Source organism: Spirosoma endbachense, assembly GCF_010233585.1.
GTDB classification, from domain to species: Bacteria; Bacteroidota; Bacteroidia; order Cytophagales; family Spirosomataceae; genus Spirosoma; species Spirosoma endbachense.
In genome coordinates, this window is sequence record NZ_CP045997.1 from 1,054,989 (window position 1) to 1,078,253 (window position 23,265).

Below are 23,265 nucleotides of genomic sequence, written 5' to 3' on the forward strand. Positions count from 1 at the left end.
TGGTTGAGCTATGAGAAGTAAACAACCCACTATCTGGGATATTGCCATTAAGCTCAATGTCTCCATATCGACTGTTTCTAGGGCATTACGCAATGCGCCCGACATTAATCCAGAAACCAAAAAGGCCGTTCTGGATCTGGCGCATCAGCTTGATTACCAGCCGAACACCGTTGCCGCCAGCCTGCGGAAGAACAAGACGGATATTATTGGGGTGATGGTGCCTGAATTCGTTCATGCCTACTTCCCCAATGTAATTTTGGGGATTCAGGAGGTGGCCAATGCGACTGGATACAAGGTAATGGTTATGCAATCCAGCGAATCATTAGACATTGAAAAGCATAATTTACAGGCCATGGTATCGAGCCGGGTTGATGGCCTGATTCTGGCCATTACGCGGGAGACGAATGATTATGAACACATTGTAGCAGCCCAACGAAAGGGTTTGCCGATTGTGTTTTTTAATCGGATTGTCGATGAACTGCAAGGCTCTAAAGTCATGGTGGACGATTATAAAGGTGCATTTATGGCCGTTCAGCATCTCATTCAAACGGGTTGCCGACGGATTGCCCATCTGGCGGGTCCGGAGAATATGACCATTGGCCGGAATCGGCTAAATGGGTATCTCGATGCCTTAAAAACGCATCAATTTCCCGTTGATGACTCGTTGATAATGCACTGCGATTTTGTGGAAGGGCGCGCCCGAAGTTGCACACAGTTACTGCTGGATATGCCCAACCGACCCGATGCGTTGTTTGCCGTCAATGACCCAACGGCTGTAGAAGCCCTTATCTGTATTCAGGAAAACGAGCTGTCCATCCCGAACGACATCGCGTTAGTTGGCTTTTCCAATGCTCCCCACAGTACGTTTGTTACGCCACCTTTGACTTCTGTTGTGCAGCCCATTCATGAAATTGGGCAGTTGGCAGCCCAGTTACTCCTACGGCAAATCAATGCTCCCCAACAGTTTATACCCGAAACACATGTGCTGGATACCGCTCTGGTGATTCGGAAGTCAACGCGCGAGTTAGTATAGAACGCATGGCAAATGTGACGTCGGTTACTTATAACCGACGTCACAGACGTTCTCATTTCCGGCTCTGCCGTAACAGATCGCGTTCTTTGATCAATTCGTCCCAGGTCCAGGGCTTTGTGCGGCTAGCCGTTTGTTCCCGGATTTTTTTGACCTGCTCCGGTTTCACCAACACGAAGTTATTCATATAGCCCGACGACATTTCCGGGAAGCTCTGCATGCCCAACTCCAACCGGACATACGTAAGGACCGATGCAATCCATTCATCACTGTTGGTGCCCATGGGCGGCATTAGTTCATGGTACGTAACACCCTCAACAGGCCCAGTCAGCCCTTGAAGCAGGATCTTGATCACTTCGTCGCGATTTTCCAGTAATTTGAATTTCCCGGCCAGATGGGGAGCAATTTTCGTAGGCGTTCCCTGCCCCTGCGATCCGTGGCAGGTGGCACAGAGCGCCGTAAAAATCTGAGCACCTTCCCGCACCAGTTGCCGATCGGCTGGGTTCAACGCTGCCAATCGACTACTGCCGATTTTTCGGGTCTCTTCCGCTTTTTTCAACGTACGCTCAATGCCTGTCAGTACTATATTATCGGCATGACCGGTCAGAACAGATTGTACGATAGCTTTGGCTTTATCGGCTTTGCTATACGAAAGTGATAACACCAGTTGAGAAAGAACATCGTAGCTCTCGTCGTTTTTTAGCGACTCCAGCTTGTCGAGCAGTTGACCATCATTCTTTTTGAGCCAGGGTTCACTAAGCCACACCGCTGTTTTTCGCACCTCCGAAACAGGATCGTTCAGTGTGGCCAGGATGATCGGTTTGTCAATGGCGTCGAGACCCTCCAGCGTCCAAAGCGCATGCATACGGGTAATGGTCGATGGTTTTTCGGTTAATGGACCTTTTTCGCCCAGAGCAATTTGCCTGAGCGATGCGATCACGGATTTGTCGTTTCGGACAATGATTTCTTTTTGGGCATTGTCTCGCCACCAGCCATTCGGATGTGCCAGGTAGGTGATCAGTTTTCGGGTCGGGTCGCTCAATAGGTTGGGAGCGGGTCCGGGCTTCAGGCTGTCGTAGACCAGGCGATAAATCCGGCCCCGTTGAACGTTCTTATCCAGCCCTTTGGTCATGATCTGGTCGTAGAGGTAACTGCCCGGCTGAGCCCAGGTCGATTCCTGAATGATGCCCCGGTACATATCCAGGATATATAGACAGCCATCCGGCCCCGTATAGGTGTTGATGGGCCGAAAATTCATATCGGTCGATGAGATAAACTCGTCCTGATGATAGGCATTAGACAGCAGAACTTTCCCGTCTTTGTGCTGAATATTAGCCCGTCGAATAACTCTGGCAACGGGCTCGGCTACGATATAATCACCGAAAATACTGTTTGGGAGCCGGTCTCCCCGGAAAACAGACTGTCCGCAGATGGAGGTAAAATCGGCCATGGTACTATCGGGACGAAGGGTTTTTGGGCCACCGTTCACATCGGGCGTTTTGATTGCCGACCAGACATGGTTAAAGCCCTCCTCAAAGGCATCCGGAAAATCAAGCTGCCCATAGGCCGGATTGATCTGGAAGCCCGAAGCTGCGATTCCGGCAGCCGCCCGGCTGAAAAATACCCGCCCGTAATCGTCATGAGTCAGGCCCCATTGGCCAGCGGCATTCGGCAGAGTATCGGCTTTCAATATGCCATTTTTGTACCGATAGCGAATCGGATCGATGGTTTCATAAATCCAGTTATCCAGATTCCAGTCCAGACCGCTCCGCTGGTGTTCTACATTGCCAAATGCCTTCCGTTTACTCTGAAACACGGGTCTTTTTTTATCGGCTTTGCCATCGCCGTTGGTGTCCCGATAGGCATAGATGTTGTAGGAATCCGTTTCGTTGACCAGTAGCTCATGGCCGACAGTCAGAATGGCGCGAGGCATCAATAAATGATCGATAAACACTGAACGCTTATCCATTTTGCCGTCGCCATTGGTATCTTCCAGGAGTATGATCCGGCTTCGAGGCTGACTTTGGCCCGTGGCCAGTACAGTTTGCATGTAGGTTTCCATCTGCGCCACATACAAGCGGGCGTTGCCATCCCAGGCCAGGGCCACCGGCTCTGAAATCATCGGTTCACTGGCCACCAGTTCAAGGTGATAGCCTTTGGGTAGCCGGAACGTTTTCATGCTTTCCTGCGGAGAAAGCGGAACGGTCGATGGGGTTTGACTCACCGTACGGGGTGTTTCGAACGGGTCCTCCTGCGACTGGGTATTGATACGATCCGAATACCGGGCAGCAGAAAGGCACAATACCGAAATGAGAAGACTACTGGCAGCAATCCAGAAATTACGTTTCATACTATTCTAGTGGTCAAGGTTGTAGACGTAGTTTTTTGGGCAGGATTTGTGGTGTCGGTTTCTTAAAACCAATAGAGCGAGGTTTTTCAAAACCTACTATTCGTACTAATAGGTTTTCAGAAACCTCGCGGTGTCAGATGCTCACATCTGACACCACAAATCCATTAAGGAAGTTCTTCGAGTGTAATCTCTTTATAAGCAACCTGCGTTATGCCAGCTCCGTGAATCTGCAGACCAATCAAGCCCGATTGTGGAATGGTTTCGTCCGACTCGGTATACTCGACCGTTTGATGACCATTGACGTACAGGCGGATACGGCGATTTTCGGCCCGGATTTCGTACGTATTCCAGTCGTCAATTTTCACCCATTTAGCAAGTTGGACGGAATCGGGTTGGACCAGCGTTACCTTCCGGCGTGATTCATCGTACAGGCTTCCCCAGTATTTGGGCCCCCAATCGGCCTGATAGCCAATCATTTCGTAGGGTGGGTTCGTGAGCCGTTTGCTGCGAAACTGTATACCCGCATTAACAAATCCTTTCGTGCCCATCAGTCTGACTTTTAGCCGCATCACAAAGTTGGCGTAGCTGCGGGTAGTGCACAGGAAATCGTTGTGTGGGGCCATCTGGCCGGGTTGTCCGGCGGCAATGGTACCGTTTTCAATCCGCCAGGTGTTTACGGTGTCGCCTTCCCAACCCCGAAAGGTTTTGCCATCAAAAAGGGAAACATTTCTTTTGGAAGGAACAGGCAAGAAGCCCACGAGAAACAGGGTAGCAATCGCGGAAACAAACAGAAAAGTTTTCATAAGTGTAAACGAAATGATCGGAACCCGTATCGCCCTTTAACCAAACGCGATACGGGTTAACTCAAGTCAATACCCTGGATTCTGCTTCAGGTCAGGATTGGTAATGATTTCACTCACCGGAATCGGATAAAGCAGGTCCCGGTCCGTAACGTTAAAAGCGGTGGCAATAGGTGCGCTACCCGCCGGATAGTAATACGCCTGCGGATTAGCCTTGATTTTAGCAGCTTTGGCGGTCATTACCTGAACAGCCAGTCCGCTTCGTACCAGATCGTGCCAGCGTTTATTCTCAAAAGCCAGCTCGATCTGACGTTCCTTCAGAATACTGGCCCGCATATCAGCCTGACTACCACCGGTCAACGGCGGTAAGCCCGCCCGCGCCCGTACCTGATTCAGATAGCCAGCAGCATCCGCCTGCCGGCCTTGCTCGTTGGTGGATTCAGCCAGCATTAACAGGACTTCGGCATACCGGTAGATCGGTCCATTATCAGCCGTTTGTCCATAAACGGCGTGTGGATGCAGGTATTTTTTGATGTAGGGCGTACGGTTATACGACGTTATTCCGATCAGGGGTGAGGGGCCCGTATAGAAGCCGATGGACGCCGAAAACCGCTGGTCTTTAAGCGTATCTTCATATACCTTTAGTAAATCGGGCGTCGGCACATTGTAGCCGCCGTAATTCTGTTGCGATGCGGGCTTTACACCCGTGAGGATCGACGGGTCTGCCAGGATGGGGATAAACAGATAAGGCAGTGCGTTATAGATTGCCTGCGATGTTCCCTCGGCATATTGCACATCGAAAATTAGCTCGCTGTTGCCTTTGTTGGTCGGCTTAAAAATATCCGCATAGCTGGGCAAGAGTTTGTACCCAAGTGTTGTCACTGTTTTCAGCGCTGCTTCGGCATCAGCCCAGGATTTTTGGTTGATATAAGCATCGGCCAGGAGCGTATAAGCTGCCCCCGACGTGGCCCGGCCTGGAGCCGAGGCTTTGGCGGGTAAGAGTTTGGCGGCTGCTGCGGCATCAATAATTAGCTGCTTATAGACGTCGGCGGCTTCTGCTCTTGCTTTAAAGGTATCTTTATAGCCCGTGGCTGGTTCCAGAAATAGCGGAACACCGCCGAAATTCTTTACCAGATCGAAATACGCAAAGGCCCGCAAAAAAAGCGCCTGTCCTTTCAGGTTCGATTTGACAGCTTCATCGAAACTGGCGGCATCAATTGTTTTTAGTACCTGATTGGCCCGGGCTATAATCAGATAACAATTCGTCCACTTGCCAGCCGTATAGGTGTTGTTTGTTTCAATCGTAAACGTTGCCGGGTCTTCCTGCGGCTTTCCGCCACGCTGGGCAACATTATAAATAAAGAACGTATTGTCGGAACGCATCTCGTTCAGAATCCAATCCTGATTGTAAATCCCCTGGAGGGGAGCGTAAATACCTCCGACCGCCTGTTCAAAGTCTGCCTGCGACTTGTAGAAACTATCTGAAGTCAACGACGTTTCCGGGATAACATCCAGAAAGTTACGGCAGGCACTGAGCGAAAGAAACAGGACACTTATGGCTATGAGTTTGATTTTCATGACGACTCCTTATTTAAAAACCAATATTTACTCCAAAACTGACCGTGCGGGGAACGGGGTACGATCCTTCGTCGACACCCGGCGAACTGCCGCTCGATACATTCCGCGTGTTCACTTCCGGATTTCCCGGATAGCTGGTAATCAGCCAGGCATTCTGGATGCTGCTGTATACTCGCAGGCTCCGGATGGTTTTTATTTTTAGCGGAAGGGTGTAGCCCAGGGTAATGTTCTTGAACGACAGGAAGCTGCCGTCTTTGAGGTAGCGGGTACTCCAGCGGTCGCGTTCCAGGTAAGTAGTTCCCTGTTGCACACTGCCGTATTTGCCAGCACCGGGTTCGGTGGGTGATTTCCAGCGGTCTTTTACTTCTTCCAGCACGTTAAACGGACCATCAAGATTGGTCAGCCAGTTTTCATAGTGGGCCAGAATCTGGTTCCCATAATTCCCCGTAATCGTTAGACCCAGATCAAAATTTCGGAAATTGAGTTGATTAGTCAGGCCAAAGATAAATTTGGGCCAGGGCGTTCCGGTTGTGGTATAATCTTCGGGGAATGTAATCTTGCCATCACCATTGAGATCCCTGAACTTGATGGTTCCTACCTGCGAGTCAGTGTATTTGGGCGAATTGTCGAAATCCTGCTGATTTTTATAAACGCCATCCCAGACGGCTCCGTAGAACAACCCAACGGGCGAACCAACCTGCGAGATATGGCTGTAAAACCCATAATTGACCATGCCCTGATAGATTGCATTGGTTTTTTCGGTCGATAGTTTATCGACCCGATTCCGGTCGAATGACAGATTGAGGGTCGTCGTCCAGGTGAACCGGCTGTTACGGATATTGGTCGTATTAAGACCAATTTCGTGTCCCCAGAATTTCAGTTCACCAATATTGGTTTGAATGCTACTAAACCCCGACGACACGGGAACCGAAACGTTATAGAGCAGGTCACTGGAGGTGGTACGGTAATAGTTATACGTCAACTGAATCCGATCGTTCAACAGATACACATCGGCCCCGATGTTAAACTGCTTTTTGCGTTCCCAGCCCAGGTCATTGTCGCCCAGATTATTGGCCGCTCTACCCTGAAAAAGTGTATTGCCGAAGTCGTAGTAGACCGGGCCAACCGTCGACCGGAAGGAGTAGTTACCAATCTCGAAGTTACCCGTGATGCCGTAACTAGCCCGTAGCTTTAAAAAGGAAACAGGCGTTACGCGCCAGAAATTCTCTTTTGAAACAATCCAGCCCACCGAAGCCGATGGGAAATTGCCCCAGCGATTGTTGGGGCCAAAACGCGACGAACCATCGCGACGAACCGATGCCGTGAAGAGGTATTTACTTTTATAATTGTAATTTAGTCGGGCCAGAAACGACAGCAGGGCCCATTTCTGTACGTCGCTGGTAACAACAGCTCGTCCGGCTGCACTAACTGCCTGCACTTTATCATCGGTATAATTGGTTGCCGTGATCAGGTTGTTCTCGCTCCGAAACTGCTGAGCCGTGAAATCGACCAGCGCATCGATACTATGACCGTTAAATTCGTTCTGGTATGTTAGTGAATTCTCATTCACCCAGTTATACATCCGGGTCGTATTATCTGAGCCACTCGGAATGCGGGGCGGAGGAGTGAACAAAACGCCTATGGTGGACGGGTTAAACTGGAATATGTTGTTGTTGCTTAGCTGAATATTAGCCGTTGTTTTGGCCTTTAAGCCTTTTATGATCTCGTATTCAACGTAGGCATTCGAAAGCAGCCCCTGCGTTTTGTTCTTATACACTTTTTCCTGGGCAACCCGTAGCCAGTTTGGGTTGCCAAATGAAGCTGGATCCGAAGCGGTCAGCGCCAGACTCCCATCGGCATTGTAAGGACTGGCCAATGGACTCGTTGCCAGCGCTCCGGATATGATATTTTCGGTGCCATACGGCCCACCATCGGTGGCAAAATTGGTATTGTAGGAGTAGTTGGGCGCCAGATTGAAACCGATTTTGATTTTATCGCTGGGCGTAAACAGGGTATTTATCCGCAGCGAAAGCCGTTGAAAACCTGTTCCAATCACTACCCCGTCCTCTTTAAAATAGCCACCAGTAACGGAGGTAAGGAAGTTTTTCGCGCCGGAACGAAGGCTAAGATTATAACTCTGAACCGGTGCGGTTCGGGTAACAACATCAAACCAGTTGGTGCCTTTTCCGGCGTATTGCGCCGGATTCTGGAAAGCCGGATTCACGGCTCTGCCATTCGATTCGGCAATTTCCTTCTGAAACTGGGCATACTCCTCCGCGTTCATCATTTTCAGCTTCCGGGCGTTGGGAATCGTTTCAAAGCCATAGTACGAGCTAAAGTCGATTTGTGTTTTGCCCGCTTTAGCTGTTTTCGTCTGAATCAGTACGACCCCATTCCCTGCCCGCGATCCGTAGAGCGACGAGGAAGCTGCGTCTTTCAACACGCTGATGCTTTCAATTTCGGCCGGATTGATCGAATTGATATCACCGGTAATCGGCATTCCATCGACAACATACAGTGGATTAGCACCAGCGGTAATAGAAACCGAACCCCGAACTTTTATATTCATTCCCTCGCCGGGCCGTCCGCTCACCTGGTCAATACGTACACCAACCAGTTTACCCTGTAGCATTTGCGCAACCTGCGCAACAGGTGGGTCTTTGAGTTCTTTAGCTGAAGCAATGGCAATGGCACCGGTGATATCTTCTTTTTGCTGCGTACCATAACCAACCACAACCACTTCATTTAGCGACTTCAGATCGGGAGCCAGTTGCACATCCACTGTAGTACGGTTGCCAACGAGCACTTCCTGATTGCTGTAGCCAACAAACGAAAAAACCAGCGTTGTAGTCGCCCTGTTGCCCGGATCATCGGGAACGACAAGCTTGTAGTTGCCCTGTGCATCGGTGGTGGTGCCGCGCGTAGTACCTTTGAGTACGACACTTACACCCGGCAACCCTTCGCCCGTTTCGCTGGTGACAACCCCGGTGATGGTTAGGTCGACAGACTCAGCGGACGCTGAATAAGGAGCGGGGTCCAGATCGCCAACGTCCTCTGTTGTTGGTCCACGTACAATGGCAATCTGGCTACCCGTAACCACATATCGAAGTTGCAGCGGTTTCAATAGTCGTTCGAGCACAATGGCCAGTTTTTCTTCTGAGGCCGACAATGAAACCTTCCGGTCGATCTGGACAATCTGCCGGCTATATACGAACTTGACATGGGCGGTTTTTTCCAGCGTCAGCAGAGCCTGCCGGATCGTGTTATTATCGAGCCGAAGGCTGATCCGTTGCTCCAGAAGCTCCTGGCCCTTAGCTGCCAGCACCCCATTCGCCAACGCAACCGTAAGCAACAACTGGAGTAGCGAAATTCGCATAAGCATCCGAATCGTTTCGTGGTTTGTAAACTTGTACATAACTTGTGGTAGGTTTAGTTATTCCGGGCAAAGGAGTAGCTACACCGATCGGCGGTGGCCCGAAATTGCCGCCCGATCGGTCAAATACCCCCGCTATGTTCGCAGCATAGCGGGATTTTTTTAAACTGGATTCAGGAGCAGCCTTTGCTCGTAATGATGATGCGTGTATCGACTACTTCATACGATGCGCCAATGGATGCACACAGCAATTGAAGCTGATCATACAGCGAGACACCCGCCAGTGAGGCCGTCAGGGTGCAATGCCGTAGGGCCGAAGCATCATAGATGATTTCTACACCATAGGCTTTTTTTAATCGGTCGAAAACGTTTGTAGCGGCTACATCGTCGAAATTGAACGTTTCCGGACTTTCTGCTACCGGAGCAATAACCAACGGTCTGGGTACCAATTCTTTCTGATAGCTATGCTGACCCGGATCGTAGGTTACCTGTTGATTGGCCGTTAATACCACGCCCGACACCGGGTTACGGCTCGACGTTCGGGAAGCCGCCCAGGCTTTTTGGTCCATGACCGATACTTTGCCGGATATAACCGACACCCGCATGTGGGTTTCACCGGGGCGCGCCTGAACGCGGAATCGTGTTCCCAGTACGCGGGTAACCAGGGTGCCACTATACACCAGAAAAGGCCGCTTTCCTTCGTGAACAACCGAGAACAGCGCATCGCCTTTCAGATACACCTCCCGTTTGTCGGCATCGAACGAGCGCGGATACGATGCCTGACTATGCGCCATCAGCGTCATCTGGCTCCCATCGGGTAGGGATAAGACCACCGGTTGAGAGGTGCCATTGACCTGATTAAACCACTGTTCGTCTGAGCGATTTTCCTGACCGGAGAATCGCTCGGTTTTGGCCAGTTGCATCACTGGCGACTGATGCTGACTAACCCACCAACCCGCACCCAGAACCACGAGTAACAGTGCCGCAGCCAGCCAGCGATACTGGTTCAACGATGCCTTAAGCACAACCCAGCGTGAGGAGGTTGGTACGTGGCGGGTCAGTTTAACAATCCGTTCTACTTCCAGAAGTTCCTGCTCGACTGATAAGGTATGCGGGCGGTTTTTGAGGGCTTCGGCCATGTCTTTAGCCAGCAGGAGTGTATGTCGTCGGGCAGGATTCTGTTTTTGCCATTCCTCCCAAAACTGCCGCGCTTCGGGTTGATCATGTTTTACCCAGGCCAGAAACCAGTTATCGGTCAGAAAATCCTCGACGGTATAGTGTTGATACGTGTTCATAGCGTATGAGAGTCAACCATCTCGTTCGTTAATAGGGGCGTTTTGTTGGACAATACTCAGTAGCCAGATTATTTAGGAAACCACTCGTTCAACAACCAGCTTCCGACCAATGCCAGCAAGGACGGCCAGCTTTCCCGTAAACGGGTTAACCCACGATGTAGGAGATTCGCCACCGATTGTTTGTTAACCGCCAGTATATCGGCGATTTCATCGTTCGATAATTCAGCATAGAACTTCAGGTGAATGGCTTCCCGCTGTCGATCAGACAGGGTTGCTAATAGCGCGTTTAGGCGAGCGGTTTGATATTCAGACAGTTCAGTGCGAATCAGGGCTTGTTCGGCTGTAATTTCTTCAGAACATACATCATCGAACGGGACATTATCATCACTGACAACGGCCGAATGGCGCATCACTTCCCGGTAGATTTTTCGCCGTAAGGATTTGTAGAGATAAGGCCGAATATAGGGCGTTTGCACAATCTTGTGCCGGTAAATCCACAAATCCAGAAACAGGTCTTGCAAACAGTCTTTCAGCAAATCAGAATCGCGGGTGAAGCGGCCACCATAGAAGTGTAGTTCACGGTAAAAGTGCTGCACCAGCCCCTGAAAAGCATCCTGCTGGCCTTCCCTGAACTGTTGCCAGAGCAGGGTTTCGTCCGTTTTCTCCCACGTATTTTGCGCTTGCTGGCCTATGTTGAGTTTCAGCATGATCTCTTCCCATTAAGAGCGATTCGATAAATTGTCTGACACGTCCCGACGAAATCGTATACACTCGTTAATAGGTGAGATAATTCAAATAATACTCAGTATTATACAAATAAAGTTACGCCCGATTCTTCATCGTTCGCTCGTTGTTTACACCACCTGTTTGGGCCATTGCCTAAACCAACGGCCAGACATGACAAACAAGATCCTATTGAAATCCTGGTCAATACAACTGGTGACGTATTCGCGGTTAGTTAAGCTATATGTCTTTTTGGGAGCAGAAGGTATCATTCAAGCTTTATAGCACCCTGGCGAATAAGTCGTTTAGGCCTTCACTCATGCTTGGGTGGGTGTAAATTGTATCCCGCAATACGGTATAATCGAATCTGGCACGCATAGCCAGTTGAACCAGATTGATCAATTCACTCGAGTTCGCACAAAGTAAAGTACAGCCCAGAATTTGATCCGTATCCGCATCGACAATGCATTTCAACAGACCTTCCGTTTCATTTAAAATCTGAGCGCGCGTGATCGAAGCGGCCGGTAAGGTGGCTACTTTGATGAGATATCCTTTGGCCAGGGCTTCCTGTTCGCGCAGACCGACATGAGAAAAGGGAGGGCTGGTAAATAAACTGAAGGCTACCAGGTTGCGATCAAGAAGTGTATGCGGCTTGTAGTTGAAGAACTGGCTTCGGATGATTCGATAATCGTCCAGGGATACATACGTAAACTGGGGCCCACCATTTACATCGCCAATGGCCCAGATGTGCGGAACGTTGGTCTGCAGGTATTCATTAACCCGAATATACCCTTTCGCATCCAGGTCTATACCTGCTGCCGATAGATTCAATCCTTCCGTATACGGTTGTCGGCCAGTAGCCACCAGAATGGCGGAGGCCTGAACTTCCTGTCTATCACCTGCCTGGGTGTGATAGACAACCGTGTCCTGACGATCTCCGCCGTCAGGAATAATTTCGTCTACGTTCACTGCCTGCTCGATCCGGATGCCTTTGCTCACTAGAACAGCCATGACTGCATCAGCCATATCCCGATCCTCATTTGGTAAGAATTGGGTAGATCGATCCAGAATGGTGACCTTCGAGCCATATTGGGCGTACATACTGGCAAACTCCAGCGCAATATAGCCTCCACCAATTATAACCAGCCTGGCAGGGAGCTGGGTCTGCCCGATGAGGGTTGTACTGGTAAATACCCGCTGGCTTTGCTGAAGGCCGGAAATAGCCGGAATAATGGGTTTAGCGCCTGTGTTAATAAAAATCCGCTCGGCTTCGATTAGGATATCTTCCTGCGTATCCGTCAGTCGAACAGAAACCTGATGGGAAGACACGAACGAGGCTTTCCCGGTGATCACCGTGGCATTGGGTGATTGGTCGACCATGTTGAAATTTCGTTGCCGAAGGGCTGCGGTCAGTTGATCCTTTTCATGAATCGATTCGGTATAGGGCTTGCCAAGTTCGGCATTATGGATTAGCGATTTGGTGGGTATGCAGGCAATATTGATGCAGGTGCCCCCATACATGAGTGGAGACTGTTCAACCAGTGCCACCCGCCAGCCTTGATTGGCCAGATAAGCAGCCAGTGTCTTGCCCCCTTTACCAAAACCAATGATTAGGGCATCATACGAGCTATGGATTGATTTCATCACTGACAGGATTAAAGTAAACGAAGTACGAACAATTGCCTTCTATTCCGCTCGTAAGACTTTTGAGTGGATGGTATTAAAAAATTGAGGAGTTAACCCGATAAAGGTAGCGATGTGTTTCTGGGGTATGCGATTGACCAGTTGCGGATACTGCTCGCGGAAGTGGACATACCGCTCCTGACCACTCATGGACAACATCTGCATGCTTCGCAGGTGTTGACTAACCAGCGATTGCTGATAGGATAGTCGGAAAAACCGCTCCATGGCCGGGGTTTTTCTCATAAACTCCTCCAGGTCCAGATGACTGACCTGATAAAGCTCCGAATCCTCAACGGCTACGATATTTACCAGGGAAGGGGCGGAATGGGTTCGACTATATAAATCGGAGATCCACCAGTCCTCGATCGCAAAATAGATAGTATGCTCAATGCCCTTGGTATCCAGAAAATAAGTCCGCAAACAACCAGCCTTTACGTAGTATTCATGCTGACAAATAGTACCCGCTTGCAAAAGGGCCTCTTTTCGTTTGAGGCTTTTGACGGTGAACAACGTGCAAAATTGAGCTTCTTCTTCCGCAGTTAGTGACGTATAACGCCTGACGTTTTCCAAAAGGCTGTTGACCGACATGACAATAAGATTACGAGTAAAACTCACAAAAATCGCACATCCCGATTCAGCAAAAAACTAAGATATCTTAATTTTTTTCTCCCAGGTAAGTTCGTGTTTTGTGAACAAATCCCGGAAGTCCATGATACAGCTAAATGAGGGTCGTCTGGGCTTTGAATCACTTGGTGCACTTTATCCCCCGGCCAAAAACATCCATCGTGCCGATATAATGCTTGCCGGGATCGCCTGTAGCTGGTTTTTCCCGATCAATGCCCCCATGGATGAAGTTATCTTTTTCATCCATGGGGGTGGCTTTATTTTTGGATCGATCAATTCCCACGCTGCCCTGGTGAGTTACCTGGCCCAACATCTGAACCGAAAGATTCTCCTCATTGAGTATCGGCTGGCACCGGAGAGCCCCTTTCCCACCGGTCTTCAGGATTGTGTGGCCGTTATTCGGGCTTTCTGCGATCGTTACCCAATGGTTAACTTTGGCCTGATTGGGGACAGTGCCGGGGGAAATCTGGCGATGGCAACCCAGCTTGTCTTACAGCAAACGAAAAGGTCCCTACCGCAATACAGTATCCTGATTTCGCCCTGGGTGGATTTACGCTGTCAACTGCCAAGTTACACCCGGAATAAAGCTGTCGATACCATATTATCGCGAGTATTCCTGCTGGAAGCCGCGCAGTTGTATGCACCTTCCGCATTAGATAACCCCTTAGTCTTCCCCATTCAGGGTTCGTTTTCCGGCTTATCATCGGTATTGATCTTATGTGGCACTCATGAAATCCTGGAGGACGATTCTGTCACCCTGCATAAACGGTTGATCCAGGCAGGCGTTGAGGCCCAGCTACAATTATTCCCAGGGGAGCAGCATGTATGGCCATTTCTGGATATCAGCACGAGAGGAGCCCAGGAAGCCCTGGCACAAATGGACCGATTTGTTACGAAAAATACAGCGAATAAGGCGCTGAAACTGGAATAGCTTTCCGGTACACGAGTTAAGCTGTTGGTCGGGGTGGTTTGTATCGAATACTCGATAAACGCCAAAGGTCTGAAGTTGCCAATTCACTTTCCTGAACGGGAATTCCTTCGTATCAAAAGTAACATTAAGTTGATCAATAACACCGCAATTAACCCATTTATAATAGCTATGACATTCAAGGAACAATCTCACGAAACGACTGATCAGCAGTCCATCCGGACCCTGGTCGATGCCTATGCCCGCTACGCTGATCGCCGGGAAACCCACCGGCAGGCAGATCTTTTTACCGAAGACGCAAGGATCGTCATCTATGAGGGCGAACCAGATCAACAGGAGCCGGTTACAACCATACAGGGTAAACAGGCGTTACTGGCTGGCTTTGCTGACCTGAAAACGTACGATGTGACCCAACATGTTAATGGTCAGCATACCGTAGCACTCGATGGTGACCGAGCCAGGGGTGAAGTCTACTGTCTGGCCCATCATAGCTGGGTCGAAAACGGACAGCGGATGTTGATGGTCATGGGCATTCGCTATGACGACATGTATGTGCGAAAAGAAGGACAATGGCTCTTTGCTGAGCGCAAGCTCATCATTGACTGGACCGATAAACGACCTTCCAGTCCATCTTAAGTTAACGATTTCGGGGAAACGACTTACTTTTGGCTAAAAAAAGATCGTATTTGAACCCTGATCATTTTCTCATTTTGACTACAAATCCCCTCAATTAGACTACAGGTAACGAATTGGATAGCCTGACCTTTGACGTATCATTAAACGTTATAAAACATGATACATCTGAATGAAAAGGCAAGCCTTAAAACTGAGGAAATTCCTGTAAAATCGCCTAAAGTCTGGTTCATCACGGGCGCTTCCCGCGGGTTTGGACGTGTGTGGGCTGATGCTGCCCTGAAGCGTGGCGACAAGGTGGCAGCTACCGCACGCAAATTGGAACGCATTGCCGACCTGAACGAAAAATATGGTGAAGACGTGCTTACCCTGGAGCTTGACGTGACCCGGCCCGAGCAGGTAAAAACAGCCGTAGAGCAAGCTTACGCTCACTTCGGCAGGCTTGATATTGTTTTCAATAATGCTGGTTATGCACTGGTTGGCACCATAGAGGAGGCCCGCGCGGATGATATTCGTGCCCTTTATGAAACCAATATCATTGGGCCGGTTTCTGTTATTCAGGCGGCCTTGCCGTTATTGAGAAAGCAGGGCAGCGGGCACATTCTCGGCACATCGAGCAATCTGGGTCATGTAACCTTACCGGTGATCGGCTACTACGCTTCGTCAAAATGGGCATTTGAAGCCATCCACGAAAGCCTGGCTGAGGAAGTTAAATCGTTCGGGATTGACGTAACCATCATCGAACCGGGCGCCTATGCCACCGAGTTTGGAAGTCGGGAATCCTTGAAGTTCGCACAAGGCCACGACATCTACACAGATTTTAAGGCACAGTTTTTCGAGACGTTAACAAACCTGGAGAAAGGTGATCCGGATGCAACGCCTGAAGCACTTTTCAACGTTGTTGATGCAGAAAATCCTCCGTTACGGTTCTTTCTGGGCAGCCATAATTTGCCCTGGGTGCGTCAGGCCTATACAGAGCGATTAGCTACCTGGGAAGCGTGGGAAGAACTTTCCAATTCAGCTCAGGGTAATCCAGATAAGGAACTCGCAACCAGTGAAATTGCTTGATAAAACAGCCGTGATAACCGATAGTTTAACGAGTATCGGTTATCATTTTTTATGTACTGAGGGATGAACAAAGAAGAAAATAGCCCAAAAAAAATTGAATCCCTGGCCGATGCGCACCGGGCCTTTGGTTTACTTAAGCCGCAGCACCCGTTGGTCAGTTTGATCAACGGCTCCTATACTCAGGTCGATGAGTCCAGAATTACCCACCATCATGTGCTGGGCTTTTATAAAATAGCTTACAAACCAAAACTGAACGGCAAATTAAAGTACGGCCAGAGTTATTATGATTTTGATGAAGGTGGTTTATTATTCGCTTCTCCAGGCCAGGTTATCGGCAGTCATGACAACGATATCAGCGCGTGTTCCGAGTATACGTTGCTGATTCATCCGGATTTCTTTTTAGGGTATCCTCTGGCCAAAAACATCAGGCAGTATGGCTTCTTCTCGTATTCAACCAATGAAACGTTGCATCTTTCAGAAGCTGAAAAAGTAACGCTCTTTGAGATCTTTAAAATGATCGAAAAGGAATTAGCCAGCCGGATCGACGACTTCAGCCAGAACGTTGTTATTTCTCAAATTGAGTTGTTGCTGAACTATGCGAATCGCTTCTACAAACGGCAGTTCATTACCCGAAAAGCGGTAAACCATGATCTTCTCCAAAAGCTGGAAGAGATACTGGATCACTATTTTACCAATAAAACCTCGTTGAGCCAGGGATTGCCTACGGTCGGCTATCTGGCAGAACACGTAAACTTATCGCCCAGTTATTTAAGTGATATGCTGCGGTCCTTGATCGGGCAAAATGCCCAGCAATATATTCATGATAAACTGATTGAAAAGGCAAAAGAGAATCTGTCTACTACCAATTTAACGGTACAGGAAGTGGCTTACGCTTTAGGATTTGAGCACGCACAATCCTTTAGTAAACTGTTCAAAACGAAAACTAACCTTTCGCCATTGGCCTTCAGACGTTCGTTCAATTAACAGATTTTCAACGATTGTTCCATCTTATGGATTTGTCTCATAAATAGCTGGTAGCTACGTCTCGCTCCGGTATACCGGCCGTTGCGCTAAGCCGCTGCATGGCCTGTATGAGTATGAATTCTGGCGAAAAACTCGCGTAAATAATTCGATAAACTCAATCAGGATCGGGTAAAACTAAGTGGATACAAAATTTCTACTGACATAGGGCTGTCAGTGGCTGTGCTTTATTTTGTATCATTTAAAAACTCAGATGCCCTATGAATTTAGCCTCCGTTCGGATTATTACCACAGATATCAAACCGCTTATTCGGTTTTACGAGCAGGTTACAGGTATGCCAGTAACGCAGTATACCGATGATTTCGCCGAGTTGCATACGCCTTCGGCCACTTTAGCGATCGGAAGTACACGGACTTTGCAGCTGTTCGGAGGAGACACCGTAGCAAAACCTGCCGACAACCACTCGGCTATTATCGAGTTTCGGGTTGATGATGTAGATGCTGATTATCAGAGGCTAGTTGCTATTTTAGGCGAGCGAATTGTTCAGAAGCCAACGACCATGCCCTGGGGAAACCGGTCGTTGCTGTTTCGGGATCCAGATGGCAATCTGGTTAACTTCTTCACCCCGGTTACTACAGAAGCGCTTAAAAAGTTTGATGGGTAGTCGCACTAAGCGCCCATTTAATCTCTCTTTTTATCCCTTGCTTTGATCCGGCAGGTGGCCAGATCGATGCCTCCGAACGTGTCTACGCCGGTACGGGCTTCCGGATCATAGCCGGTGTATTTCGTCACCGTAATCAGGTTAACCCCGCTGACATAAAGCCGGGCCGCTTTAATTTTGGCCACGTTAGCAATCGCCTTAGGCAGGTTGTAGCCTAACGTAATCGTTTTGACCCGCAGGTACGAACCATTTTCCAGCCACCGGTTCGATTGGAGCAGTTCGGACTTATTCGTTCCAGCGAAAGACGGTACGTTCGTATTCTGATGATCTGGCGTCCAGCGATCCAGAATTCGGGTACTGGTTGCATCGGCATCCGATGAGGTGCGGTCCATGTACACACGAGACAAGTTGCAGATCTGGTTTCCCGAAACACCCTGGATAAATACGTTCAAATCGAAATTGCTATAGGAAAATGTGTTCGTCCAGCCGTAGGTGAATTTTGGGAACGTAGTGCCCATCGAGGTAATATCCTTGTCGTTGATCACCCCGTCGTTATTCTGATCGACGTATTTAGGCGAGCCGGGAATGGCACCGTATTTGGCTGCCTGATCGGCTTCAGTTGTACCCCAGGTGCCATTCTGACTGTATCCTTTCAATACACCCATCGGCTGACCAACCGTCAGAAAAATGGTATTGTCAAAATTGGGTAAGCCCGGTGCACCCAGCGTAATTTCGTCCCCACCCGACAGGGCAAGTACTTTATTCTGATTGATGGCTAGATTGGCATTCGAATTCCAGGTGAAGGATCCCCGCACGGGTGTTCCGCCCAAACTTAGTTCGATTCCTTTGTTTTCTACCTGCCCCACATTTCTCAGCACCGACGTATAGCCTGAGGTGAGCGGAAGTGGTACGTTCAATAGAAGATCGCTTGTTTTTTTACGGTAGAGATCGACGGTGAACTCAATGCGATTATTCAACAACCCAACATCAAGACCAAGGTCCATTTGGGCTGTTTTTTTCCAACGTAAGTCTGGGTTTCCCTGTACGCCCAATGTAACCCCGGGCGATAGCGTCGAGCCGTTGATGGAGTAAGCCGAATAGGTATTTAGTTGATCCAGTGATGTATAGGGCGCTACACCCTGGCTACCGGTCAGACCATAACTAACCCTCAGTTTCAGATTGCTGATCTGCGAAACGTTTTTGAAGAAGTCTTCATTGCTGATCCGCCAGGCCGCGGCTGCCGACGGGAAAAAGCCCCACTTATGGTCCTGACCAAATACCGAAGCCCCGTCGTAGCGGCTGGTAAAGCTGAGCAGGTAGCGATCATTGTAGGCGTAATTAATCCGGCCCATCACCGATTGAATCGTCTTGCTTGTCCGGTTTGAGGATGGATAATAGGGCGAGTTACCAAAGCCTAAGTTATTGTACGTCAGCGCATCAGTATTGAAACCTTTAGAGCCAGCAAAATTGTCGTTATATTCTTCACGCTGCTGTTCATACACGGCGGTAATCGACAGGTTATGTGCAGTACCAATGGTTTTCTGGTACGTTAGCTGGTTGGTGTTTTGCAACAGCATCCGTCGGCGGTTGGTAATACCTGCCTGCGCGTCGCCCACACCACCTGTTCCCTTCATATTGATGTAATAACTCTCTTCATCGTCGATCAGGCGGGCGGCACCCATGATCTGAGCCGTTAACTTCAGCGGCTGAATAGACCGGATTAGCCCCGATCTCCTGCCGGTTGGCATTCACAGATTCGGCATATTGACCAGCGGGCAATAAGTCCAGCTTTTTTCGAAGCGACTGCGATCCCACAAAGGTGTTTATCTGAACAACGGGCTTGCCAGTTGCTCTTTTTTGGTGGTAATCAGCAGTACGCCGTTAGCACCGCGTGAGCCGTAGATAGCCGTTGCCGACGCATCTTTCAGCACTTCAATATTTTCAATGTCGTTTGGATTCACGGACGACAGATCACCCCCGATAAAGCCGTTGATCACAACCAGTGGATCGTTCGACCCATTGATGGAGTTACTGCCGCGTATCCGAATGCTAACGCTGGCATTGGGGGAAGCATCATTATTCTGCACCACCACACCCGGCGACCGGCCCTGTAACGCCTGATCGACCCGAGCTACCGGAAAGCTTCTTAATTCTTTGGCTGAGACCGAGCCAATGGAGCCTGTAATATCACTTTTCCGCTGCGTTCCGTAACCCACCACCACCACTTCATTCAGGGTTTTGTCGTCGGTGCTCAGCACGACGTTCAGAACCGCCCGGCTTCCGGGTTTTTCTTCCTTCGCCTGATATCCGACGAAGGAGAAGACTAACGTAGCATCTGTCTGATCGACGCTGATTGTATACGCTCCACTACCGTCGGTAGTGGTCCCCTGCGAACTACCTTTCACCACCACGTTGACACCGGGCAATTCATGGCCATCAGTATCTTTTACGTTCCCCTTTACGACCAATTTTTGGGCCAGGCTTTCCAAAACGGAAAGTAGAATAAGCCCCATCCATACGAACAGGTATAGGTTTTTCATTGCAACCATTGGGTTTATTTAAACTGGAATTTCCCTGAATTAAGTAGGACAAATTTCAGTCGAACGGTAGCAAATGAGATGGAGATTTAGGCTTATTTCTGGTAATTTTAGACATTTTCAGCTATTTGCGAATTTCGCTTCGACTGGCTAAAAATGGCTCAGAGCTGTTTTGGGAGGCATTTTATAGGCTAACCGGGAAGATGACCAATGGAAAAACTAATTAATTCCGGTCATCTCTTCGGAGTATTGTTGCTTCTTATCCGACTAAGAAAAGTCTTAAACTAGGGATCGACAAGTCCGTTCTACAGCCACGGGCGTTTAAAGAGACAGTGAACTGGCAAGAATCTAGCGAGGAGAAGTGTCAAGGGAACTGGGTGGTTGGTACTGTCGTGAAAAGCAACTTTTGAGATAGGATTTTTTTCCTATCTTTGGACTACAAGTAGGACAACTCGGCTTCGGCTAATTGATCCTGTGTAGTCCCGCCGGTCGGGACTATTTTTTTATCCTTCTCGGCTCGGTTCGCCAAATACTCAGGGTCATAGTCGACTCCGTGACGCCACAAGGCGTAGGTCATTAGCAGTAATCGCTTCTGAACGGCCACGTAAGCTTTCATCTTGATGCCGCTCCGTTCGTAGACCCGATCATACAGGGCTTTACAAGTTGGCTCCTTGAAGCGAACGGCATTGAAGGCGGGCATGTGCAGGATTCGACGAAGGCGGCTGTTACCCTTCTTGGAGATGCGGGTTTTGCCGGTATGGTTACCAGACTGGTTCTCTACCACATCGTAGCCTGCATAACTCACTAGGTGCCGCTGATTGGTGAAGCCCTCGAAGCCGTTAGTTTCGGCTATCAGCACCGCTACCGATAACAGGGCAAGACCTTTGATCTTGACTAAGCCCTCGATGCGGGGTTTGAGGATGGGGTCTTCCTCAATGAGTTGAGCAATGGCTTGCTCCAAAGCGGTCAGTTGTTGGTCATATACATTGACCAGGTTAGTGAGTTGCTTGGTGATAAAGCCATTATCAAAGGCGCTATGAGATAGGGCATGTTGCTGATTGGTAGATTGGGTCTTTAATTCCTGCAATCGCTGGTGCTGTCGGGTTAATAGACGAAGGGCATAAAGATTTTTAGACAGCGGTTTCCAGACCGGCAGTTGCTGTTCCAGACCCATGCGGGACAAACCTTGGGCGTCGATTTTGTCGTTCTTGGACAGCGCCGGCTGCCCGGTTGTAGCCCAGACTCTTGAGATAGTACTTAGCCTTGTTGGGTAAGAGAATACTGACCGGTTGATCCTGCTGATGGAGATACCAGGCAACCGCTTCGTGATAGACCCCTGTGGACTCCATAAGGTATGTCAAGGGTAAGTCAAGCTTACGATGACGGGCTACCCAAGTAATTAAGGTGGCAAAGCCAGTGGATTTATTGGGTAGTTTGGTTGTTCCCTTGACCGTTACACGGCCTGTGGACTCCATCACCGATAAACAAACCTGAAGCGTGTCTTTGCTGATGTCCAGCCCCACGCAGTACCGTAGAAAAGAAGTCATAACAAAGGGGATAAAAAAGTGAAACATGAACCTGACTACTTTCCTGGCCCTGGCACATCGATGGCAGATAACGGCTTCAAGCCGCGTCTATGGGTACTGTCGGAGCTTATTGGAAAGCGACAAGGGAGCCAGCACAACCAGCCTAATCAAGATCACCGGAGGGTGTCTCAGCGGCCGACCCGAGGTACTGGCTACCTGTGTCAGGTCTTACTCAAAAATTGCACTTTTTCGAACAACCTCCAATCAAAACAAAGATATGAGCGGCCGACCGTTGGCATACCAGCCGCCAACAGTACACCGCTGCATCCTTGGTATAGTTTAGAAATAATTGGCCTTTTCAACAATCAACTTTGGACTTTTTAACAAACTAACATCCCGTTTCATGATTGAACTTTGCCGTATCAACATGTCAATCATAAAATGGAAAATAAACAAACCGTATTGGTAACGGGAGGTTCGGGCTTTATTGCTACTTATTGCATCATGGCTTTGCTCAGGGAGGGGTATAAAGTAAAAGCTACACTGCGTTCACTTAAAAAAGCTGAATTGGTAAAACAAATGCTCAAACAAGGCGGTCTTCATTCCGTCGACGATTTATCATTCGTAGAAGCTGATTTACAGAATGAACCAAGTTGGGAAAAAGCAACCAAAGGCTGCCAGTATGTTATACACGTCGCTTCACCAACACCGCATACGGAGGCAAAAACGGAGGATGATTTCGTTGTCCCGGCAAGAAATGGGGTCCTTTTTGTGTTGCGGGCAGCTAAAAAAGAGGGCGTAAAACGAGTGGTACTTACGTCGGCTTTTGGTGCCGTGGGGTTTGGTACCGTAAAAACCACGCCGTATACAGAGGAAGACTGGACAGTGTTGAACGATACGGTATTCCCCTATCAAAAATCGAAAACCATTTCTGAAAAAGCAGCCTGGGATTTTATCAAAAATGAAGGTGCCGGAATGGAACTGGCCGTGGTCAATCCTACCGGAGTGCTGGGCCCCGTTTTGTCGGACGATTTTTCGCATTCCATTCAGAATATCAAACAAATGCTGAATGGGGATATGAAAGCCTGTCCTAAGCTAATTTCGGGCTACGTAGATGTCCGTGACGTTGCCGACTTGCATGTGAAAGCCATGACCATGCCCCAGGCAAGCGGGCAACGCTTTATAGCAGTGGCAGGCGAAGGATTTTCTCTGTTGGATACGGCCAATGTGCTCAGAAAAAATCTGGGAGAAAAAGCAGCGAAAGTTCCAACCAGAGAATTACCGAATTGGCTCATTAAACTGTTGGCCCTATTCATTCCGAAACTGAAAGCGGTTGAACCGTATTTAGGCATGATCAAAAGAGCAAGCAGTGAAAAAGCAATTACCCAATTAGGCTGGAAGCCTCGCTCTACCGAAGACGCCATTTTGGCGACGGCGACTAGTTTAATCAAATTAAGTATTGTCAACTAAACAG

The 23,265-nt window shown here is 49.0% G+C and carries 19 protein-coding genes; 7 read left to right on the forward strand and 12 right to left on the reverse strand.

Features of this window, described 5'->3' with window-relative positions; genetic code table 11:
* The first annotated feature begins 10 nt into the window (after nucleotides 1-10).
* Nucleotides 11-1,033 (forward strand): LacI family DNA-binding transcriptional regulator, encoded by a 1,023-nt coding sequence (locus GJR95_RS04285; protein WP_162384706.1) that lies wholly within the window; start codon nucleotides 11-13, stop codon nucleotides 1,031-1,033.
* Nucleotides 1,034-1,085: 52 nt separating this feature from the next.
* Here GJR95_RS04285 and GJR95_RS04290 read toward each other — a convergent pair whose 3' ends face one another.
* From GJR95_RS04290 to GJR95_RS04325, 8 genes are all read right to left on the reverse strand, one after another.
* Complete coding sequence (locus GJR95_RS04290; protein ID WP_162384707.1) at nucleotides 1,086-3,380, reverse strand: DUF7133 domain-containing protein; 2,295 nt, start codon at nucleotides 3,378-3,380, stop codon at nucleotides 1,086-1,088.
* Between the two features lie 164 nt (nucleotides 3,381-3,544).
* Nucleotides 3,545-4,183: a 3-keto-disaccharide hydrolase gene (locus GJR95_RS04295; protein WP_162384708.1), complete on the reverse strand. Its 639-nt coding sequence runs from the start codon at nucleotides 4,181-4,183 to the stop codon at nucleotides 3,545-3,547.
* Between the two features lie 66 nt (nucleotides 4,184-4,249).
* Nucleotides 4,250-5,758 carry a RagB/SusD family nutrient uptake outer membrane protein gene (locus tag GJR95_RS04300; protein WP_162384709.1) on the reverse strand — a complete coding sequence of 503 codons (1,509 nt, stop codon included), beginning with the start codon at nucleotides 5,756-5,758 and terminating at the stop codon, nucleotides 4,250-4,252.
* A 13-nt stretch (nucleotides 5,759-5,771) separates the two neighbouring features.
* Nucleotides 5,772-9,173 (reverse strand): TonB-dependent receptor, encoded by a 3,402-nt coding sequence (locus tag GJR95_RS04305; protein ID WP_232541077.1) that lies wholly within the window; start codon nucleotides 9,171-9,173, stop codon nucleotides 5,772-5,774.
* Nucleotides 9,174-9,304: 131 nt separating this feature from the next.
* Nucleotides 9,305-10,426: a FecR family protein gene (locus GJR95_RS04310; RefSeq protein ID WP_162384710.1), complete on the reverse strand. Its 1,122-nt coding sequence runs from the start codon at nucleotides 10,424-10,426 to the stop codon at nucleotides 9,305-9,307.
* Nucleotides 10,427-10,494: 68 nt separating this feature from the next.
* Nucleotides 10,495-11,133 carry an RNA polymerase sigma factor gene (locus GJR95_RS04315; protein WP_162384711.1) on the reverse strand — a complete coding sequence of 213 codons (639 nt, stop codon included), beginning with the start codon at nucleotides 11,131-11,133 and terminating at the stop codon, nucleotides 10,495-10,497.
* A gap of 295 nt (nucleotides 11,134-11,428) precedes the next feature.
* Complete coding sequence (locus GJR95_RS04320) at nucleotides 11,429-12,793, reverse strand: FAD-dependent oxidoreductase (RefSeq protein ID WP_162384712.1); 1,365 nt, start codon at nucleotides 12,791-12,793, stop codon at nucleotides 11,429-11,431.
* 42 nt (nucleotides 12,794-12,835) lie between these two features.
* A complete protein-coding gene (locus tag GJR95_RS04325) occupies nucleotides 12,836-13,420 on the reverse strand; it encodes a Crp/Fnr family transcriptional regulator (RefSeq protein ID WP_162384713.1) in 585 nt (194 codons plus the stop codon).
* Between the two features lie 121 nt (nucleotides 13,421-13,541).
* Here GJR95_RS04325 and GJR95_RS04330 point away from each other — a divergent pair, with 121 nt between their 5' ends.
* The 5 genes from GJR95_RS04330 (at nucleotide 13,542) to GJR95_RS04350 (ending at nucleotide 17,731) form a co-directional block, all read left to right on the forward strand.
* Complete coding sequence (locus GJR95_RS04330) at nucleotides 13,542-14,387, forward strand: alpha/beta hydrolase (protein ID WP_162384714.1); 846 nt, start codon at nucleotides 13,542-13,544, stop codon at nucleotides 14,385-14,387.
* 168 nt (nucleotides 14,388-14,555) lie between these two features.
* Nucleotides 14,556-15,020, forward strand: coding sequence for a nuclear transport factor 2 family protein (locus tag GJR95_RS04335; protein ID WP_162384715.1), 465 nt, complete (start codon nucleotides 14,556-14,558; stop codon nucleotides 15,018-15,020).
* A 156-nt stretch (nucleotides 15,021-15,176) separates the two neighbouring features.
* A complete protein-coding gene (locus GJR95_RS04340) occupies nucleotides 15,177-16,085 on the forward strand; it encodes an SDR family NAD(P)-dependent oxidoreductase (protein ID WP_162384716.1) in 909 nt (302 codons plus the stop codon).
* Nucleotides 16,086-16,148: 63 nt separating this feature from the next.
* A complete protein-coding gene (locus GJR95_RS04345; protein ID WP_162384717.1) occupies nucleotides 16,149-17,069 on the forward strand; it encodes a helix-turn-helix domain-containing protein in 921 nt (306 codons plus the stop codon).
* Nucleotides 17,070-17,326: 257 nt separating this feature from the next.
* The gene (locus GJR95_RS04350) at nucleotides 17,327-17,731 is read left to right on the forward strand and encodes a VOC family protein (RefSeq protein ID WP_162384718.1); all 405 of its coding nucleotides are present in this window, start codon (nucleotides 17,327-17,329) and stop codon (nucleotides 17,729-17,731) included.
* 17 nt (nucleotides 17,732-17,748) lie between these two features.
* Here the strand turns inward: GJR95_RS04350 and GJR95_RS04355 are convergent, their stop codons facing one another.
* The 4 genes from GJR95_RS04355 to GJR95_RS42010 all read right to left on the reverse strand — a co-directional run bounded on the left by GJR95_RS04355 (nucleotide 17,749) and on the right by GJR95_RS42010 (nucleotide 21,812).
* Nucleotides 17,749-19,476: a SusC/RagA family TonB-linked outer membrane protein gene (locus GJR95_RS04355; protein ID WP_162384719.1), complete on the reverse strand. Its 1,728-nt coding sequence runs from the start codon at nucleotides 19,474-19,476 to the stop codon at nucleotides 17,749-17,751.
* Between the two features lie 75 nt (nucleotides 19,477-19,551).
* Nucleotides 19,552-20,268: a TonB-dependent receptor plug domain-containing protein gene (locus GJR95_RS04360; protein WP_162384720.1), complete on the reverse strand. Its 717-nt coding sequence runs from the start codon at nucleotides 20,266-20,268 to the stop codon at nucleotides 19,552-19,554.
* A gap of 433 nt (nucleotides 20,269-20,701) precedes the next feature.
* Nucleotides 20,702-21,439 carry a transposase gene (locus tag GJR95_RS42485; protein WP_262889755.1) on the reverse strand — a complete coding sequence of 246 codons (738 nt, stop codon included), beginning with the start codon at nucleotides 21,437-21,439 and terminating at the stop codon, nucleotides 20,702-20,704.
* Nucleotides 21,396-21,812 (reverse strand): IS110 family transposase, encoded by a 417-nt coding sequence (locus GJR95_RS42010; protein WP_262889756.1) that lies wholly within the window; start codon nucleotides 21,810-21,812, stop codon nucleotides 21,396-21,398. Before GJR95_RS42010 ends, GJR95_RS42485 begins: the two co-directional genes overlap by 44 nt.
* Before the next feature lie 420 nt (nucleotides 21,813-22,232).
* Here GJR95_RS42010 and GJR95_RS04370 point away from each other — a divergent pair, with 420 nt between their 5' ends.
* Nucleotides 22,233-23,261, forward strand: a complete 1,029-nt coding sequence (locus GJR95_RS04370; RefSeq protein ID WP_162384721.1) for an SDR family oxidoreductase — start codon at nucleotides 22,233-22,235, stop codon at nucleotides 23,259-23,261.
* The last annotated feature ends 4 nt before the right edge of the window (nucleotides 23,262-23,265 follow it).

Coding starts and splice junctions, on each gene's coding strand:
- GJR95_RS04285 (WP_162384706.1), top strand. CDS start 11: ATGAGAAGTAAACAACCCACTATCTGGGATATTGCCATTAAGCTCAAT.
- GJR95_RS04290 (WP_162384707.1), bottom strand. CDS start 3,380: ATGAAACGTAATTTCTGGATTGCTGCCAGTAGTCTTCTCATTTCGGTA.
- GJR95_RS04295 (WP_162384708.1), bottom strand. CDS start 4,183: ATGAAAACTTTTCTGTTTGTTTCCGCGATTGCTACCCTGTTTCTCGTG.
- GJR95_RS04300 (WP_162384709.1), bottom strand. CDS start 5,758: ATGAAAATCAAACTCATAGCCATAAGTGTCCTGTTTCTTTCGCTCAGT.
- GJR95_RS04305 (WP_232541077.1), bottom strand. CDS start 9,173: ATGTACAAGTTTACAAACCACGAAACGATTCGGATGCTTATGCGAATT.
- GJR95_RS04310 (WP_162384710.1), bottom strand. CDS start 10,426: ATGAACACGTATCAACACTATACCGTCGAGGATTTTCTGACCGATAAC.
- GJR95_RS04315 (WP_162384711.1), bottom strand. CDS start 11,133: ATGCTGAAACTCAACATAGGCCAGCAAGCGCAAAATACGTGGGAGAAA.
- GJR95_RS04320 (WP_162384712.1), bottom strand. CDS start 12,793: ATGAAATCAATCCATAGCTCGTATGATGCCCTAATCATTGGTTTTGGT.
- GJR95_RS04325 (WP_162384713.1), bottom strand. CDS start 13,420: ATGTCGGTCAACAGCCTTTTGGAAAACGTCAGGCGTTATACGTCACTA.
- GJR95_RS04330 (WP_162384714.1), top strand. CDS start 13,542: ATGATACAGCTAAATGAGGGTCGTCTGGGCTTTGAATCACTTGGTGCA.
- GJR95_RS04335 (WP_162384715.1), top strand. CDS start 14,556: ATGACATTCAAGGAACAATCTCACGAAACGACTGATCAGCAGTCCATC.
- GJR95_RS04340 (WP_162384716.1), top strand. CDS start 15,177: ATGATACATCTGAATGAAAAGGCAAGCCTTAAAACTGAGGAAATTCCT.
- GJR95_RS04345 (WP_162384717.1), top strand. CDS start 16,149: ATGAACAAAGAAGAAAATAGCCCAAAAAAAATTGAATCCCTGGCCGAT.
- GJR95_RS04350 (WP_162384718.1), top strand. CDS start 17,327: ATGAATTTAGCCTCCGTTCGGATTATTACCACAGATATCAAACCGCTT.
- GJR95_RS04355 (WP_162384719.1), bottom strand. CDS start 19,476: ATGCCAACCGGCAGGAGATCGGGGCTAATCCGGTCTATTCAGCCGCTG.
- GJR95_RS04360 (WP_162384720.1), bottom strand. CDS start 20,268: ATGAAAAACCTATACCTGTTCGTATGGATGGGGCTTATTCTACTTTCC.
- GJR95_RS42485 (WP_262889755.1), bottom strand. CDS start 21,439: ATGGGTCTGGAACAGCAACTGCCGGTCTGGAAACCGCTGTCTAAAAAT.
- GJR95_RS42010 (WP_262889756.1), bottom strand. CDS start 21,812: ATGACTTCTTTTCTACGGTACTGCGTGGGGCTGGACATCAGCAAAGAC.
- GJR95_RS04370 (WP_162384721.1), top strand. CDS start 22,233: ATGGAAAATAAACAAACCGTATTGGTAACGGGAGGTTCGGGCTTTATT.